The organism is Aeromonas sp. 11P, assembly GCF_051920165.1.
Lineage (GTDB): Bacteria > Pseudomonadota > Gammaproteobacteria > Enterobacterales > Aeromonadaceae > Aeromonas > Aeromonas veronii.
This window is the reverse complement of sequence record NZ_JBQBDJ010000004.1, coordinates 2,659,476-2,675,235: the sequence shown is the minus strand read 5'-3', so window position 1 is coordinate 2,675,235 and position 15,760 is coordinate 2,659,476. Positions and strand designations below refer to the sequence as shown.

General features: G+C 61.4%; 15 protein-coding genes. 8 read left to right on the top strand and 7 right to left on the bottom strand.

What is annotated here, in order from left to right; translation table 11 throughout:
• Positions 1-118: 118 nt before the first annotated feature.
• The 5 genes from ACTG1P_RS12330 to ACTG1P_RS12310 all read right to left on the bottom strand — a co-directional run bounded on the left by ACTG1P_RS12330 (position 119) and on the right by ACTG1P_RS12310 (position 5,390).
• Positions 119-1,615 (bottom strand): methyl-accepting chemotaxis protein, encoded by a 1,497-nt coding sequence (locus ACTG1P_RS12330; protein ID WP_440001390.1) that lies wholly within the window; start codon positions 1,613-1,615, stop codon positions 119-121.
• A 292-nt stretch (positions 1,616-1,907) separates the two neighbouring features.
• Positions 1,908-2,804 carry an EamA family transporter RarD gene (rarD, locus tag ACTG1P_RS12325; RefSeq protein WP_219264990.1) on the bottom strand — a complete coding sequence of 299 codons (897 nt, stop codon included), beginning with the start codon at positions 2,802-2,804 and terminating at the stop codon, positions 1,908-1,910.
• Positions 2,805-2,929: 125 nt separating this feature from the next.
• The gene (locus ACTG1P_RS12320) at positions 2,930-3,100 is read right to left on the bottom strand and encodes a hypothetical protein (RefSeq protein WP_005341999.1); all 171 of its coding nucleotides are present in this window, start codon (positions 3,098-3,100) and stop codon (positions 2,930-2,932) included.
• 126 nt (positions 3,101-3,226) lie between these two features.
• A complete protein-coding gene (locus tag ACTG1P_RS12315; protein ID WP_422840142.1) occupies positions 3,227-4,723 on the bottom strand; it encodes an aldehyde dehydrogenase in 1,497 nt (498 codons plus the stop codon).
• A gap of 124 nt (positions 4,724-4,847) precedes the next feature.
• Positions 4,848-5,390 carry a cupin domain-containing protein gene (locus ACTG1P_RS12310; protein WP_224969097.1) on the bottom strand — a complete coding sequence of 181 codons (543 nt, stop codon included), beginning with the start codon at positions 5,388-5,390 and terminating at the stop codon, positions 4,848-4,850.
• A 186-nt stretch (positions 5,391-5,576) separates the two neighbouring features.
• Between ACTG1P_RS12310 and ACTG1P_RS12305 the strand changes: the two genes are divergently transcribed.
• The 6 genes from ACTG1P_RS12305 to ACTG1P_RS12280 all read left to right on the top strand — a co-directional run bounded on the left by ACTG1P_RS12305 (position 5,577) and on the right by ACTG1P_RS12280 (position 12,185).
• Positions 5,577-6,908 carry an aspartate aminotransferase family protein gene (locus tag ACTG1P_RS12305; protein WP_064337567.1) on the top strand — a complete coding sequence of 444 codons (1,332 nt, stop codon included), beginning with the start codon at positions 5,577-5,579 and terminating at the stop codon, positions 6,906-6,908.
• An 81-nt stretch (positions 6,909-6,989) separates the two neighbouring features.
• Positions 6,990-8,486, top strand: a complete 1,497-nt coding sequence (locus tag ACTG1P_RS12300; protein WP_440001389.1) for a CoA-acylating methylmalonate-semialdehyde dehydrogenase — start codon at positions 6,990-6,992, stop codon at positions 8,484-8,486.
• 83 nt (positions 8,487-8,569) lie between these two features.
• On the top strand, positions 8,570-9,298 hold the full coding sequence (locus ACTG1P_RS12295; protein ID WP_005357481.1) for a glutamine amidotransferase-related protein: 729 nt from the start codon (positions 8,570-8,572) through the stop codon (positions 9,296-9,298).
• A 183-nt stretch (positions 9,299-9,481) separates the two neighbouring features.
• Complete coding sequence (locus ACTG1P_RS12290; RefSeq protein WP_005356189.1) at positions 9,482-10,453, top strand: LysR substrate-binding domain-containing protein; 972 nt, start codon at positions 9,482-9,484, stop codon at positions 10,451-10,453.
• Between the two features lie 106 nt (positions 10,454-10,559).
• Positions 10,560-11,399, top strand: a complete 840-nt coding sequence (locus ACTG1P_RS12285) for a PfkB family carbohydrate kinase (protein WP_429191534.1) — start codon at positions 10,560-10,562, stop codon at positions 11,397-11,399.
• Between the two features lie 333 nt (positions 11,400-11,732).
• The gene (locus ACTG1P_RS12280; protein ID WP_005339654.1) at positions 11,733-12,185 is read left to right on the top strand and encodes an Rrf2 family transcriptional regulator; all 453 of its coding nucleotides are present in this window, start codon (positions 11,733-11,735) and stop codon (positions 12,183-12,185) included.
• 72 nt (positions 12,186-12,257) lie between these two features.
• Here ACTG1P_RS12280 and ACTG1P_RS12275 read toward each other — a convergent pair whose 3' ends face one another.
• The gene (locus ACTG1P_RS12275) at positions 12,258-12,779 is read right to left on the bottom strand and encodes a ferredoxin-type protein NapF (protein WP_005339657.1); all 522 of its coding nucleotides are present in this window, start codon (positions 12,777-12,779) and stop codon (positions 12,258-12,260) included.
• Positions 12,780-12,919: 140 nt separating this feature from the next.
• On the opposite strand from ACTG1P_RS12275, the gene ACTG1P_RS12270 reads away from it, so the two are divergent.
• Both ACTG1P_RS12270 and rmuC read left to right on the top strand, forming a co-directional pair.
• Positions 12,920-13,135 (top strand): hypothetical protein, encoded by a 216-nt coding sequence (locus ACTG1P_RS12270; RefSeq protein WP_021231493.1) that lies wholly within the window; start codon positions 12,920-12,922, stop codon positions 13,133-13,135.
• The gene (rmuC, locus tag ACTG1P_RS12265) at positions 13,132-14,472 is read left to right on the top strand and encodes a DNA recombination protein RmuC (protein ID WP_440001388.1); all 1,341 of its coding nucleotides are present in this window, start codon (positions 13,132-13,134) and stop codon (positions 14,470-14,472) included. The genes ACTG1P_RS12270 and rmuC overlap by 4 nt, the downstream gene beginning before the upstream one ends.
• A gap of 151 nt (positions 14,473-14,623) precedes the next feature.
• Here rmuC and add read toward each other — a convergent pair whose 3' ends face one another.
• Positions 14,624-15,625 (bottom strand): adenosine deaminase, encoded by a 1,002-nt coding sequence (gene add / locus ACTG1P_RS12260; protein ID WP_440001387.1) that lies wholly within the window; start codon positions 15,623-15,625, stop codon positions 14,624-14,626.
• Between the last annotated feature and the right edge of the window lie 135 nt (positions 15,626-15,760).

The following is a 15,760-nucleotide window of genomic DNA, read 5'->3' as shown; positions in this document are numbered from 1 at the left end:
GTTGATCCTTGCAGTTGGTTTTTAGAGGGGCGGATCCTATTCCCTCGTGGAGTCTAATGCTACCCATTTAACCAATGCAGAGAAAAAGGGGGCGCTGACTCTCATCAGCGCCGAAGGATCAATGGTGAGTGGTGTCGAGATGGAAGTGGTGAGTCTGCCTGGTCAGGATGCGGGCGTGCTGGGCGACGATGGTCGCCTCTTCGGCGGCCTGACTGGCGCTCCGGTTGACCTCGGCCGCCAACCGCGACATTTCGCCGACCTGATGGTGGATCCCCTGCACCAGCCGGGTCTCATCGTCCATCAACTGATCGACCTGAGCGATCCGCTGATTGATCTCCTCGCAGCTCTGTGCGATCCGGGCGACGCTCTGACGTGCCGTCATCGCGTGGGCGACAGCCTGTTCAACTCGGGTCAGCTCGGTATCCATCTCGCTGGCTGCGCGCTGGCTGACATCCTGGATCTTGCCGATGATGGTGTTGATCTCGGTGGTGGCGCTACCGGTGCGGGTCGCCAGTGAGCGTACTTCATCAGCTACCACAGCAAAACCGCGCCCCTGTTCACCTGCCCGTGCCGCTTCAATGGCAGCGTTCAGCGCCAGCAGATTGGTCTGCTCCGCAATACCGTGAATGGCACCCGCCAGCCCGGCAATCTGCTGCGAGAGGCCGGCCAGATCCGAAATGGTGTGGGAGACCCGCTTCACACCCGTTGCTTGTTCCTCGATCACTTGTTCTACGGTGTGAATCGCGTGCGTTGCCTCTTGTGCCCGGTTGGCTGATTGGAGGGTTTGCTCCCCCACCTGATGCAGCTGGCTACCCGCCTGTTCAATGGAGTGGGTGAGCTGCTCGATGGCTTGTTCGATATGTTGGGCCGCCCCAACCTGTGCCTGACTGTCATCGGTGTGCCGTTGTGCCATGGCAGTCAGGCTGGTGGCGCGATCATCTAGCGTACTGGCGTTGCGCTGCAGGGACTCCACCAGGGTAGCCAGCTGGTCACGCATGGCCCCGATCTGACGGATCAGCTCGCCGATGGCGTCTAGGCCCGGCTCCGGCATGGGGCGATTCAACTCTCCTTGGGCGATGGCTGCGGTGGCCTTGCCGGCGGCCAGCAGTCGCTGCAGGGTGGGGCGTCCCAGCCAGAAGATGAGCCCGGCCCCCAGCAGTGCGGCGCACAACAGCAGGCCGTAACAGAGCCGGGTGGTGTTGGCGAGATGGGCCATCTGTTCGGCGGCATACTGGTTGCCGCTGATGACGGTGGCGTCTACTCCGAGCCGGTGGGCGCTATAGATCGCATGAAGTTTCGTGGCTATATGGGTGGCCGTTGCAATATCACCCGCCTTGATGGCGGGGACAAACTGGGCGTTGAGCAGTTGCCAGAACTGCTCCCCCTGCACTTTTTGTTCCCCCAGCAGCAACTCCCTGAGGGAATTGTTCAGATTGCTCTCTTGCCAGAAGCGGTTGCGGCTCTCGAACTCTTGCTGCAGCCGGGTGAGGGTTTGCAGCAGGGCCTCCCGCTCCTCCGGTTTGGCATGGAGCAGGGTGTAGACCTGCAACTGGGATTCGATGAGGTAGAGAGGCGGCGGCAGAATATCAGCTACCACGTCCTTCCCTTGTCCCATCTGGTCGGCTGCGCTCCGGACCGAATAAAGCCCGAAAAAGCTGATAGAGATCAGCGTGATAATAACTATGCCCCCCAGAATTTGGCTAAAAAGCAGGGATCTGTTGTGAATGTGCTTGAGCATGCTGCCTCCATTCGGCTCCGTTCATGGATAGCATAGCTCTCTGTCAGGATGATGCGACTCGGCCGTGGCCAGTCGATGGTGAGTCGGCTCTGGATAAGGGGAAGTCGCAGTTTGAAGGCCGCTGGTGGCATGAAAAAGAACCCCGGCAGATGAGCCGGGGTCGAAGGGGTCAGGTCCGGCTTGGCGCGGCTTTACCGCTGCGCAGCCCATCCAGACTGAACAGCACCAGCGCACTCCAGATGCAGGCAAAGGTGAGCAGTTTGTCCATCGCCAGTGCTTCCCCATAGAGGGTGATGGCGAGGATAAACATCAGGCTGGGGCCTATGTACTGGAAGAAGCCCAGGGTGGAGAGCTTGAGCCGGGTCGCGGCGGCGGTGAAGCAGAGCAGGGGGGCCGTGGTGACGGCGCCAGCGGCGATCAGCAGCAGGTTGAGGTGCCAGTCGTTCTGGGTGAGATGGCTGGTAGGGCTGTCGGCAAAGCCCCACAGATAAATGGCCGCTGGTGGCAGCATGATCATGGTTTCGATCAGCAGACCGGTGAGGGCATCGAGGGCCAGTTTTTTGCGCACCAGCCCATAGATAGCAAAGCTCGACGCCAGCACCAGCGCAATCCAGGGCAAGGAGCCAAAGGCGATAAGCTGGATGGCCACGCCGGCAAAGGCCAGCGCCACTGCCCACCACTGCAGGCGGCGCAGCTTCTCGCTCAGAAACACCATTCCCAACAGCACGTTGAACAGCGGGTTGATGTAGTAGCCGAGGCTGGCATCCAGCATGTGACCGTTGTTGATGGCCCAGATAAACAGCAGCCAGTTACCGCCGACGGTGACCGAGGTAAACGCCAGGGTGAGCAGCACTTTTGGCTGGCGGAGCACAGCCTGCACCTTGTGCCACTGGCGCCCTGCCAGCGTCAGTACCATCAGCAGCACGCAGGACCAGATCATCCGGTGGGTCAGGATCTCGGCGGCCGGGACGGCAGAGATGGTCTTGAAATAGATGGGGGCTATGCCCCAAAGGGTATAGGCGCACAGGGCGTAGATGACGCCCTGACGCTGGATCTGTTGCGGCATGCGGATGACCTTTACTGAAGCGTTGGATGCGGGAAAACATCGCAAAAAATCAGTGTAGCGATCCTTTTGCGGGGAAAGAAGCGAATAAACGAAGTTTGAGGAATAAGAGGAGTGTGGCTGGCCGATCAGCCTTTACCGCGGCGGATCTTGTCGACATCCATCAACAGCCACAACATCAGGGCGATGGCGGAGATCCAGGGGCCCCAGGTCACGTAGGCCTCGCCGTGCCCCAGCACGAAGAACAGCAGGGGCAAACCGATCACCAGAAAAAGTACGCTTCCCAGAAAAAATAGCATTTTTGTCTTTATATTTAACATGTTGGCTTTTTTATCATTATAAGGATTGAGCCCGGTGATGGAAGGCCAAAAATGCAAAAGGGGGATTTCTCCCCCTTTTTGATCCGATAGTGCTGCTTTGTCGTGTTATTCCAGCTGAATCCAGGTGCTTTTCAGCTCGGTGTACTTCTCCAGCGCATGAAGTGACTTGTCGCGACCGTTACCGGACTGTTTGAAGCCGCCAAATGGCATGGTCATGTCACCGCCGTCCCAGTTGTTGACGAACACGGTACCGGCGCGTAGGGCGCGGGAGCCCTTGACCGCCTTGTTGAGATCCGCCGTCCAGATCGCCGCCGCCAGCCCATAGTCGGTGTCGTTGCCCAGCGTGATCGCCTCTTCCAGCGTATCGAAGCCGGTCACAGCCAGCACCGGGCCGAATATCTCCTCACGGAAGATGCGCATCTGCGGGGTCACGTCGTCGAAGATGGTGGGTTCGATATAGAAGCCGCCACTCTCCATATTGGTGCGGTTGCCGCCCAGCAGCAGCTTGGCTCCCTCCTGCTTGCCAATCTCGATATAGCGCAGCACCTGCTCCATCTGGATGTGATCCACCATGGCGCCGATACGGGTCGCAGGGTCGAGCGGGTTGGCCGAGATCCACTCGCGGGCATGGGCCAGCAGTCGCTCCATAAATTGCGGCTTGATGCTGTTTTGCACCAGCAGCCGAGAGGCGGCGGTGCACACCTCGCCCTGGTTGTAGAAGATGGCGCCAGCGGCGCTCTTGGCCGCGGCGTCCAGATCCGGCGCATCCGCCAGTATGATGTTGGGGCTCTTGCCGCCGCACTCCATAAAGGCGCGCTTGAGGTTGGACTTGCCGGAGCACTCCACCAGATGTTTGCCGATCTTGGTGGAGCCGGTGAAGGTGATGCAGTCCACATCCATGTGCATGGCCAGCGCCTCGCCCACGGTGTGGCCAAAGCCCGGCAGCACATTGAACACGCCGTCCGGAATACCCGCCTCCTTGGCTAGACCGGCGATACGCAGGGCGGTCAGGGGGGATTTCTCGGAAGGCTTGAGAATGACCGAGTTGCCGGTAGCGAGCGCCGGGCCCAGCTTCCAGCAGGCCATCACCAGCGGGAAGTTCCAGGGCACTATGGCGGCGACCACCCCGAGCGCTTCGCGGGTCACCAGTGCCAGTGCTGACTCCTCCACTGGGGCGACCTGATCGTAGATCTTGTCGATCGCTTCGGCGTTCCAGGCGATGCAGTTGGCGGCGGCCGGAGCGTCATAGCCCATGGCATCGCCGATGGGTTTGCCCATATCCAGCGACTCCAGCAGCGCCAGCTCCACCTTGTTGAGGCGCATCAGCTCGGCGAAGCGCTGCATGATCTGTTTGCGCTGTTTCGGCGGCAGGCCGCTCCAACGCTTGTCGTTGAAGGCGTCACGCGCAGCCTGTACCGCCAGTTCGGCATCGGCGGCATCGCAGGCTGCCACCTTGGTCAGCAGCTTGCCGTTGGCCGGGTTGATGCAATCGAAGGTGGCGCCATTGACGGCATCCCGATAGCTGCCGTTGATAAAGGCTTGCGAGGGCAGGGTCAGATGGGCGGCCTTGTGTTGCCACTGGGCCAGGGTCAGGTCACTCATGTTCACTCCTTGAACCGGCAAAAGTCAGTTTCCGCGTATCAATATGCTAAACATCCAGCCGCTTGTAAATCCATCTTGTAACAATTCATTAAACATTGCTCCCCTGCCGATGCGCGTCTGAATGTCAGAAACTGGCGGGGGTGTTGGCCGAGATCAGCACGCACTCCTGCTCGCCGCTATTGCGAAAACGGTGGGGGGTGCGGCTGTCGAAGTAGTAGCCATCCCCGGCGCCCAGCAGGTAGATCTGCTCGCCCACGGTCACTTCAACTTCGCCCTTGATGACGATGCCGCACTCTTCACCCTCGTGGCTCAGCATCTCGTCGCCAGTGTCGGCCCCCGGTGGCAGCACCTCCTGCAACATGCCGATGGCGCGGTTGGCACGGCTGTGCCCGACCAGTCGGTAGCTGATGGGGTGAGTGCCGAGATCCGGCATATCGGCGGCGCGGAAGATCACTTCGGTGCCCATTTCAGTCTCTTCGGTGAAGAAGCTGGCCAGCGACATGGGGATGCCTTCCAGCACCTTGCGCAGGGAGGCGACAGAGGGGCTCACCTGATTTTTCTCGATCTGGGAGATAAATCCGTTGGTCACACCGGAGCGCTTGGCCAGCTCGCGCTGGGAGAGGGCTGCCTTGGTGCGAACCGCCTTGAGGCGGTGACCGATATCCATCTATAGACACTCCTTGACTGTTTACTATTATTAAAATTGTGTTAAATATCTTATACCACCCTGCTGATGCGTCTAGCTAGGGGTGGCACCAGACAGGGCGATAACGGGCCCTTTTTTATGGATTCAGGTGTTTAATTTAATAGGCATTGGCCGACAGTTGCTAAACACCTTAAGGATGAGGTGACCATGAAACCGATCAGCGACATCAATACGCCCTCCGACATGTCCGCCTTCTGGATGCCGTTCACCGCCAACCAGCAGTTCAAGGCGGCGCCGCGCATCCTGAAGTCGGCAGAGGGGATGTATTATCACTCAGAGGATGGCCGCAAGATACTGGATGGCACAGCCGGACTCTGGTGTTGCAACGCGGGCCATGGTCGGCGCGAGATTGCCGAGGCGGTCTCCCAGCAGATTTCCCACCTCGATTTTGCCCCCACATTCCAGATGGGCCACCCCCTGCCGTTCGAGCTGGCCAACCGGCTGGTGGAGATCGCCCCCAAGGGGTTTGGCCACGTCTTCTATACCAACTCGGGTTCCGAGTCGGTCGATACCGCGCTCAAAATCGCGCTGGCCTGGCAGCGGGCTCGCGGTCAGGGCACCCGCACCCGGCTGATTGGCCGCGAGCGTGGCTATCACGGGGTTGGTTTTGGCGGTATCTCGGTGGGGGGCATTCCCGGCAACCGCAAGTGGTTCGGCTCCCTGCTGACCGGGGTGGATCATCTGCCTCATACCCTCAACATCGCCAAGAACGCCTTCACCAAAGGGCTGCCCGAGGAGGATGTGGCGCTGGCCGACGAGCTGGAGAAGATCGTCTTCCTGCACGATGCCAGCAATATCGCGGCGGTGATCGTCGAGCCCATCGCTGGCAGTACTGGCGTGCTGATGCCCCCCAAAGGCTACCTCAAGCGGCTGCGGGAGATCTGCACCAAGCACGGCATCCTGCTGATTTTTGACGAGGTGATCACCGGTTTCGGTCGCCTCGGCTCCCCCTTCGCCGCACAGGAGTTCGACGTCATCCCCGACATGATCACTTGCGCCAAGGGGCTGACCAACGGCGCTATCCCCATGGGCGCGGTGCTGGTGCAGAAGCATATCTATGACGACATGATGGCGGCAGGCAAGGGGGCTATCGAGCTGTTCCACGGCTACACCTACTCCGGCCATCCGGTGGCTGCGGCTGCGGGTCTGGCGACCCTCGAGATCTATCGCAACGAGAACCTGCTCAGCCGCGCCGCCGATCTGGCGGGCTACTGGGAGGAGGCGGCCCATTCGCTGAAGGGCTGCAAGCATGTGAAGGATGTGCGCAACTACGGGCTGGTGGCGGGTATCGAGCTGGAGTCCATGCCGGATGCGCCGGGCAAGCGCGCCTATGAGGTGTTCGTGCGCTGCTTCGAGAAGGGGGCATTGATCCGGGTGACCGGCGATATCATCGCCCTGTCGCCGCCCCTCATCATCGAGCGCAGCCAGATCGACGATCTCTTCACCCTGCTGCAGGATGCCCTGCAGGCACAACCCTAACCCATTTGATGGCCCCGCACTGGCGGGGCTTTGCGTTGGTTTGCTCAGCGCATTTACCACATCAGTTATCACGGAGGATACATGACATACAGGGTCAGCAACTTCATCAACGGCCAGCCGCAGGAGAGTCGCAGCGAGCGCCAGGGTGCCATCTTCAATCCCGCCTGCGGCAAGCAGCAGGGGAGCGTGGGGCTTTCCAGCGCCGCCGAGTGTCAGGAGGCGATCGCCATCGCCGAGCGCGCCTTTGCCGACTGGTCGCAAACCCCGCCGTTGGTGCGGGCCCGGGTCTTTTTCCGCTTCAAGGAGTTGATGGAGCAGCACAGGGACGAGCTTGCCCAGCTCATCAGTCGCGAACACGGCAAGGTCTTCTCCGATGCGCAGGGTGAGTTGACCCGCGGGCTGGAGGTGGTGGAGTTTGCCTGCGGCATTCCCCATCTGCTCAAGGGGGAGCACTCCCTCAACGTCGGTCGCGGGGTAGACAGCTACTCCATGATGCAGCCGGTGGGGGTCTGCGCTGGTATCACGCCGTTCAACTTCCCGGCCATGGTGCCGCTCTGGATGTTCCCGGTCGCCATCGCCTGCGGCAACACCTTTATTCTCAAACCCTCCGAGAAGGATCCCTCTCTCTCGCTGCGGATGGCCGAGCTGCTCAAGGAGGCTGGTCTGCCTGACGGCGTGCTCAACCTGGTGAACGGTGACAAGGAGGTGGTGGATGTGCTGCTGACCGACCCGCGAGTAGGGGCCGTGTCGTTTGTCGGTTCCACCCCCATCGCCCAGTACATCTATGCCACCGCGTCGGCCCACGGCAAACGGGTGCAGGCGTTGGGCGGCGCCAAGAACCACATGGTGGTGATGCCGGATGCAGACCTCGATCAGGCGGTCTCCGCCCTGATGGGGGCCGCTTATGGGGCCGCGGGTGAGCGCTGCATGGCTATTTCGGTGGCCGTGGTAGTGGGTGACGAGACCGCCGATGCGCTGGTAGCCAAGCTGACGCCGCTGGTGGAAAAACTGCGGGTGGGCCCGGGGTTGGGCCAGAGCCCGGAGAACGAGATGGGGCCGCTCATCAGCAAGGAGCATCTGGCCAAGGTGCGTGGCTACGTGGATCAGGGGGTGGCCGAAGGGGCCGCGCTGCGGGTCGATGGCCGCACGCTGAGCCATGACGAGGGTTACTTTATCGGGGGCTGCCTGTTTGACGAGGTGACGCCGGAGATGCGCATCTATCGCGAGGAGATCTTCGGCCCTGTGCTCTCCATCGTACGGGTGCCGGACTACGAGACGGCGCTGCGGCTCATCAACGAGCACGAGTACGGCAACGGCACCGCCATCTTTACCTGCGACGGCGACACCGCGCGGGACTTCACGGCGCGGGTGCAGGTCGGTATGGTAGGGGTGAACGTTCCCATTCCGGTGCCGATGGCGTTTCACAGCTTTGGCGGCTGGAAGCGCTCCATCTTCGGGCCGCTCAACATGCACGGGCCGGACGGGGTTCGCTTTTATACCCGGATGAAGACGGTGACGGCGCGCTGGCCCCAGAGCCTGCGCAGTGGTGCCGAGTTCTCCATGCCGACCATGAAGTGACGCGCTGGCGCGTGCTCATGGCCTAACCTCTTGCCCCCGCCGGTCAATGATTGGCGGGGGCGAACTCTGTAAAGGAACAACAGATGCGATTGGGAATTCTCGATTGTGACCGGCTCGATCCCGATCTGGCGGATCGTTTTGGCCCCGTTTACTCCGAGATGTTTATCAGGGGCTTTGCGGCCCTGGCCCCCGAGCTGGAATTTCGGGTCTGGTCGGCTCTTGATGGGGAATTGCCGGAGGATCTGCACGAGTGCGATGCCTGGCTCATCACAGGTTCGCGCCACGATGCTTACAGCGATATCCCCTGGATTCAGGCACTGCGGGCGTGGATCCGTCAGGCGCACGATGCCGACGTCAAGCTGGCCGGTGTCTGCTTCGGTCATCAGGTGATCGCCCAAGCGCTGGGCGGAGAGGTGGTGAAGTCCACCAAGGGATGGGGGCTGGGAGTATCGGTGCATCCCATGCTGGCAGATGAGCCCTGGATGGCGCCGGCGCGGGATCAGATCCGCATTCTGGCGAGCCATCAGGATCAGGTGGCCCTGCTGCCGCCGGGGGCAACCCGACTGGCGGGTAACGATTTTTGTCCCAACTTCATGTTTTTGCAGGGGGATCACATCGTCGCCATTCAGGGGCATCCGGAGTTCTCGGTGGAGTACAACCGGGCGCTGATCGAGCGGCGCCGTGGCCTGTTGCCCGACGAGCGCTACCAGAGCAGCCTCTCCTCGCTGGAGGGAGAGGTGGATTCGGCGACCATGATGCAGTGGCTGCTGCAGTTTCTGGGGATCCTGCCGCTGCGGGCTGGCGCGGCCTGAGCCCGGTTTGTCAGCCACCCCTTCGGATGCTAGATTTTGTAGCAAAATGAAGGATCAAGCGCTGAGATGTCGGGATCGGATGGTACACTGGCCGCCCATGTGGCGGCCTGTTTGTCTGGCTTGATTGCCGTCCCGGCCTGAGCCAAAACTGTCTGAGCCAAACCAGTGTGAGAGTGTGACGCCTTGAAACTACAGCAATTGAAGTATTTGATCGCGATCCGGGACCACAACCTCAATGTGTCCGTGGCTTCCGATGCGCTCTTCACCAGTCAGCCGGGGGTCAGCAAACAGATTGGCCTGCTGGAGAGCGAGCTGGGGGTGCGGATCTTCGAGCGCCGTGGCAAACACCTGCACCGCATCACGCCGGTGGGGGAAGAGATCATCAAGTGTGCCGAGGCTATGCTCAACATCGAGAGCAAGATCAAGGCGATCTCCCGCGAGTATCTGGACCCGACCGTGGGCACCCTCAATATTCACACCACCCACACCATCGCCCGCTACCTGCTGCCCAAGTCGGTCACCTACTTCACCAAGAAGTATCCCAAGATCTCGTTCCACCTCCATCCGGTGATGTCGGCGAGCAAGGAGCAGATCAGCAAGGGTTACTCCGATTTCTCCATCGTTGCCCACGAGATTGGCTTCGACAAGGAGCTGATCGCGCTGCCCGCCTACCTCTGGACCCTCTCGCTGGTGGTGCCGCAGGATCACCCGCTGGCCAAGGTGAAGAAGCCGACCCTGGAGCAGCTCTGCCACTACCCCATCCTCAGCTACGAGAGTGGCGCCACTGGTCGGCAGGTGCAGGACGAGGTATTCCATGCCGCCGGTCTCACCCCGAGCTACTACATGACGGTAATGGATGCCGGAGTGATCAAGCGCTATGTGGAGCTGGGCTTTGGCATCGGCATCATCTCCTCGCTGGTGGCCAACGACACCGACAGCCCCGGGCTGGTCTCCATCAATCTGGAGCACCTGTTCAAGCCCTGCCCGGCGCAGATCTGTTTCAGCAAGAGCATCCTGCTTCAGAACTACATGTATGACTTCATCAGCTCCTTCTCGCCCCACCTCACCAAGGAGGTGATTCAGAGCGTGATGCAGCAGCCGAGTCAGGCGCGCATTGACGAGCTGCTGGCCGGGGTGGAGCTGCCCATCTATTGATCCCGATCGGATTCCCGATCGCTGCCGGTTGTCTCTTCTGTCAGGCTGGGCTCTACTCGGGGTTCAGCCTGTCTCTTTTGGGCTATCTCCATCGTCCGAGGTCTCTATGTCCCGCATTCTGCTGCTTGCCAATCTCAACTGTGATCATGTGCTCTCCCTCTCCGAACCTCTGGTGGCGGGGGCCCGGCTGCAATATGTGGATCAGGGTCGTAGGCTGGGAGGTGGTGCCGCCAATACCGGCATAGGGCTGGTGTGGGCGGGCCACGAGGTGACCATCGCTTCCCGTATCGGGCTGGACGAGACCGGCGACTGGCTGCTGGAGCAGGCGGCTGGTTACGGGCTGGATTGCAGCCATGTGGAGCGCTTTGGTGGCGAGACTGGCGAGCTGCTCATTCTGGTGGACTCCACCGGCGAGCGCACCATACTGCGCCGCCCGCGGCGCCCCGATCTGCCCGGCGATCTGCCGCTGGAGGGTGTGGATTGCCTCTATGTGAACTATCCCGGTACCGCCATCATCAGCTACATGCGCCAGATGCTCGGCAAGAGCTTCGTGGTGGCCCAGTATCCCAAGGGCGGCCAAGCGCGCCGTCCCTGCCATGTGCTGGTGGCCTCCCGCTCCGATCTCGGCGAGGTGAGCGACCACTGGCAGCATGCCCGCCAGCTGGCGGGGGAGCAGCTCGAATGGCTGGTGCTGACCGAAGGAAAGGCGGGCGCAGTGGCCATCCACGGCGATGAGCAGATCCGGGTTGCCGCTCGGCCCGTCTCGGTGGTCGATACCACGGGGGCGGGAGATGCTTTCGCCGGCGGATTGATACACGGATTGGCGCGGGGCATGGCGATCAAGGATGCGTTGCAGTGTGCGGTGGACTGGGGCGCGTTTGCCGTCGCCTCCGAGAGCTCCATCCCCTCGGTCGCGCTGAAAAACTGGCTGAAACAGCCCCACTGAACCACCTCTCTGCCGGTCGATTGAGGGGCGGTTCGCGGGCCATATGACTGCTGGTCGAAGGGGCTTGGTGAGGGGGACTATTCGGGAGATTTACCCGCCATAAAGCGGGTAAACGCCGGGCTAACCCGGCAAGTTTGCGATCAATCAAAGAAAGTGTCGATTTATGTGCATCTTCATCGACACCCGGTTGTGCTGCTCTTAACCTGTCACTCCGCAACTCAGATTAAGAGACAGGCCCCCCTCTGGTGGACAGAGGCAAACCGGTTGTCTCCTGCCTCTTAGCTCAATGTTGTCGTCCTGATTCCTGGCTTGTAGTAAGAGGCAAGTGCGACCATGCAACTGACACGATTTACCGACTACGCCCTGCGTACCCTGACCTTCCTGGCGGTTCAGCCGGGGGATCGTCTGTCGACCATTACCGAAGTGGCCGATACCTTTGGCATCTCTCGCAACCACGTGGTCAAAATTGTGCACCAGCTTGGCATCAAGGGGTACATCGAGACGGTACGCGGCAAACATGGCGGTATCCGCCTCGGTCGATCGGCGGTCTCCATCAATTTGCGGGATGTGGTGATGGACATGGAGCATGTGCTCTGTCCGGTCGATTGCAAGCGCGAGAACTGCCGTCTCTCCGGCGGCTGCCGCATTCAGGGCATCCTGCGCCGCGCCATGAACGCCTTCCTCGAAGTGCTGGGTGAGTACACCCTGGCCGATGCGGTGCGCGATCCGAACCGTCTCTGCCATCTGTTGGGCATCGAGCAAGAGACTATTGTGACCATGGCCTGACGGGGCGCGGCATAACGAACAAGATGTGAAAGGGGCCTGATGGCCCCTTTTGCTTTTGTACACAGGTGGTTTTTAACGACTGCCCGGCTGGCGGATCAGGGTGATGGCGCCGTGCAGACAGGCGAGGCCGCAGGCACCGCAGCCATTGCAGGCATCCATATTGACGTTGATGCCATCGGCGGTGGCCTTGATCGCCTGCTGGGGGCAGGCATCTTCACAGAGCAGGCAGTAGAAGCCCTGCCGTGCCTGACAGCTCTCCTCGATCTGCACCCGGGTCTGCACCTGACGGCCCAGTTGCAGGTCGAGGGCGCCGGTGGGACAGGCTCTGGCGCAGCTGCCGCAGTAGCTGCACTGGCCGCAGGCGAGATCGAGTACCGGGGTACCGGCGATGGGGCTCCCCTCGTACTCCTCCTGGGTGGCCGGTTTGAGCAGACCGCGCGGGCAGGCCTTGAAACACTCGCCACAGCGGGTGCAGAGGGAGAGGTACTGGGACTCCTCGATGGCCCATGGCGGGCGCGCTTCATGGCAAACCACGGCGGGCTTGCGGGAAGCTTGCCAACCTTGTGTCAGCCAACGGAGGAAATAGTGAGTCATGCTCGCCCCTGATACCTATTAGGGGTTAATTTTATCGAAGTTTCGGGAAGCAGGCCAGAGAATAGCGGCCGTCAGGATCGCAAGCGCAGTTGCCCTTGTGTAAGCTAGGCGGGTCTTTTTACGTGGTTGAATGAAAACATATGTGGCTATTTCTCTGGCGTGCGTCCCTGCTCTATGTCTTTCCCCTGCTGATGTGGGCCTACTGCCGCATTAAGGATATCGAGTTCGCCGAGCTCGACACCGGCGTCAACACTCACAAGTGGGTGGTGCTGGCCGCCTACCTCATCTACGTGGTGATCTGGATCCTGGTTAACCGCTATCTCGAACTGTTCCTGCGTCAGCGGAGTCGCAAATGATCGACCCCGGGCTCTGGGGGATCTTGCTGCCCGCCGCCGTGCTGGCCCTCGGGCTTGGCTGGCTGATCGGGCGACGGGCCACCACGGCGCAGGCTCAGGAGCTGATGCTGGCGCAGGAGCGTTATCAGGCGCTGCAGGATCGCTTCGACGAGTTGCAGGATGAGCGGATGCAGGGCCAGCAGAAGCTGGAGCAGCAGCAGACCTTGCTGATCAAGCTCACCGCCCGCCTCAAGGATGCGGAAGCGACCCTGCGCAGCGAACGGCTGGCCGCCGCCGAGAAGCTGCAGCTGCAACAGGAGGCGGAGCAGCGCCTCAGCCAGCAGTTCGAGAACCTTGCCAACCGGATCTTCGAGCAAAACTCCGGTAACTTCCGCGAACTGAACCAGAACAGCCTCGATCTGTTGCTCACACCGCTCAAGGAGCAGCTCGAGGGCTTTCGCCGTCAGGTAGGGGAGACTCACGCCCAGGAGACGGCCCAGCGCCACAGCCTCAAGTTCGAGCTGGAGCGCCTCGCCGAGCTCAACGCCCGCATGACCGAGGAGGCAGCGGCGCTGACCCGCGCCCTCAAGGGTGACAGCAAGCAGCAGGGCAATTGGGGGGAAGTGGTGCTGGCACGGATCCTCAGCGAGTGCGGCTTGCGCGAGGGTCACGAGTACCACACCCAGGTCAATATCGAAGTGGAGAAGGGCAAGCGCTACCAGCCCGACGTGATTGTCCACCTGCCACAAGAGAAAGACATCATCATCGACGCCAAGGTCTCGCTGACCGCCTACGAGCGCTGGTACAACGCTGAGGACGAGCTGGAGAAGGCAGTGGCGCTCAAGGAGCACGTCGCCTCGGTGCGCAACCATATCCGCGAGCTGGGTCGCAAGGATTACCAGCAGCTGCCCGGGGTGCGTACCCTCGACTATGTGTTGATGTTCGTAGCGGTAGAGCCCGCCTTCCTCACCGCGATGGAGGCCGATCCCTCGCTGGTGCGTTACGGTCTCGACAACAACATCCTGCTGGTGAGCCCCACCAACCTGATGGTGGCGCTGCGTACCATCGAGAACCTGTGGCGCTACGAGCGGCAGAACCAGAATGCCCGCCAGATTGCCGAGCGGGCCGGTCGCCTCTACGAGAAGCTGCGGCTGTTTGTCGAGGAGATGCAGCAGATGGGCGGCAGCCTGCACAAGGCGCAGGAGAGCTACGACAAGGCAATGGGACGGCTGGTCAACGGCCGTGGCAACCTGATTGCGCAGGTCGAGCGTTTCCGCGAGCTGGGGGTGGAGGTGACCAAGAGTCTGCCCGAGCCGCTGGTGGAGCGGGCGCTGGAGCGTGACAAGGAGCGGGAGTAGTTTTCCCCTGCATCGCCATCCGCAAAAGGCCCAAACCCGGTTTGGGTCTTTTGCTATCTGTCAGTTGGCCCAGTGCTTACCCATCATCAGAAATCTGCAAAGCAAACGGCCCACCGAAGTGGGCCGTTGTTATTTGCAGTGCCGGTGTGGATCAGCGGCTGGCGGCGCGGGCGCTCAGCTCGGCTTTTTCGCTATCGCTCAGGAAGGCCAGGGTCAGGCCGTTCTGCTGGGCGGTGCGGATCTCTATGGCGGTCATGCCGGCGGCCGGAGCGGCCACCTCATATTCGTGGGGCAGGTCAATCCCTTCCACCGCCGGATCGTCGGTATTGAGGCAGGCCAGCACGCCGGCAGCCAGGAACTGGCGGATCGGGTGTTCGGTCAGGCTCGCGACCGTGGTGGTCTGGACGTTGGAGGTGAGACAGGATTCGATGCCGATGCGGTGTTCGGCCAGATAGGCCATCAGGGCCGGATCCTGAATCGCTTTGACGCCGTGGCCGATACGCTCGGCGCCCAGCTCGCGAATGGCTTGCCACATGCTCTCGGGGCCAGCGGCTTCACCGGCGTGTACGGTGACGCGCATGCCTGCATCGCGCACCTTGCGGAAGTGGTCGACAAAGAGTTCGCCCGGGAAGCCCAGCTCGTCACCGGCCAGATCGATGGCGACCAGCTTGTCGCGATGGGCCAGACAGGCGGCCAGCTCCTGATTGCACTGCTCGGTGCCGAAGGTGCGGCTCATGATGCCGATCAGGTTGGCCTTGATGCCGAAGTCACGGCTGCCCGCGGCCACGCCGTCGATGATGGCTTCCACCACACCCTGCGGGTGCAGCTTATGGGCCATCGCCATATAGGCCGGGCTGAAGCGCAGCTCTGCATAGTCGATACCGGCGCGCAGCAGGTCTTCTACGTTCTCGTAGGCAACCCGGCGGCAGGCGTCGTAGTCGGCCAGCACGGCAACACCCCAGTCCAGCTTCTTCAGGAAGGCGACCAGACTTGGCTCGTTCTCGACGATCTGTACGTGGGGGCGCAGCGCCTCCAGCTCGAAGGCGGGCAGCTGAATATTGTGTTGGCGACCCAGCTCGAGGATGGTCTGCGGACGGATGTTGCCGTCCAGATGGCGGTGCAGGTCGGTCAGGGGGAGAGATCTGTCAATCATGATGGCGCCTTCTTCGAGTCGGGTTTGAAAGCCTGCCATTCTAGGCGGGGCTTTCAAAAAAGATACCCCGTTTGCTGGCAAACGGGGTCTTATTGGTCGGTGATTTGTCAGGGCGTGATGGGAATCGTTTTTCCC

Bases quoted from the DNA above. Each gene is read 5' to 3' on its own strand.
- ACTG1P_RS12280 (WP_005339654.1), top strand. From the start codon at position 11,733: ATGCAACTGACACGATTTACCGACTACGCCCTGCGTACCCTGACCTTC.
- ACTG1P_RS12300 (WP_440001389.1), top strand. From the start codon at position 6,990: ATGACATACAGGGTCAGCAACTTCATCAACGGCCAGCCGCAGGAGAGT.
- add (WP_440001387.1), bottom strand. From the start codon at position 15,625: ATGATTGACAGATCTCTCCCCCTGACCGACCTGCACCGCCATCTGGAC.
- ACTG1P_RS12305 (WP_064337567.1), top strand. From the start codon at position 5,577: ATGAAACCGATCAGCGACATCAATACGCCCTCCGACATGTCCGCCTTC.
- ACTG1P_RS12310 (WP_224969097.1), bottom strand. From the start codon at position 5,390: ATGGATATCGGTCACCGCCTCAAGGCGGTTCGCACCAAGGCAGCCCTC.
- ACTG1P_RS12270 (WP_021231493.1), top strand. From the start codon at position 12,920: ATGTGGCTATTTCTCTGGCGTGCGTCCCTGCTCTATGTCTTTCCCCTG.
- ACTG1P_RS12320 (WP_005341999.1), bottom strand. From the start codon at position 3,100: ATGCTATTTTTTCTGGGAAGCGTACTTTTTCTGGTGATCGGTTTGCCC.
- ACTG1P_RS12275 (WP_005339657.1), bottom strand. From the start codon at position 12,779: ATGACTCACTATTTCCTCCGTTGGCTGACACAAGGTTGGCAAGCTTCC.
- ACTG1P_RS12330 (WP_440001390.1), bottom strand. From the start codon at position 1,615: ATGGGACAAGGGAAGGACGTGGTAGCTGATATTCTGCCGCCGCCTCTC.
- ACTG1P_RS12295 (WP_005357481.1), top strand. From the start codon at position 8,570: ATGCGATTGGGAATTCTCGATTGTGACCGGCTCGATCCCGATCTGGCG.
- ACTG1P_RS12315 (WP_422840142.1), bottom strand. From the start codon at position 4,723: ATGAGTGACCTGACCCTGGCCCAGTGGCAACACAAGGCCGCCCATCTG.
- ACTG1P_RS12285 (WP_429191534.1), top strand. From the start codon at position 10,560: ATGTCCCGCATTCTGCTGCTTGCCAATCTCAACTGTGATCATGTGCTC.
- rarD (WP_219264990.1), bottom strand. From the start codon at position 2,804: ATGCCGCAACAGATCCAGCGTCAGGGCGTCATCTACGCCCTGTGCGCC.
- rmuC (WP_440001388.1), top strand. From the start codon at position 13,132: ATGATCGACCCCGGGCTCTGGGGGATCTTGCTGCCCGCCGCCGTGCTG.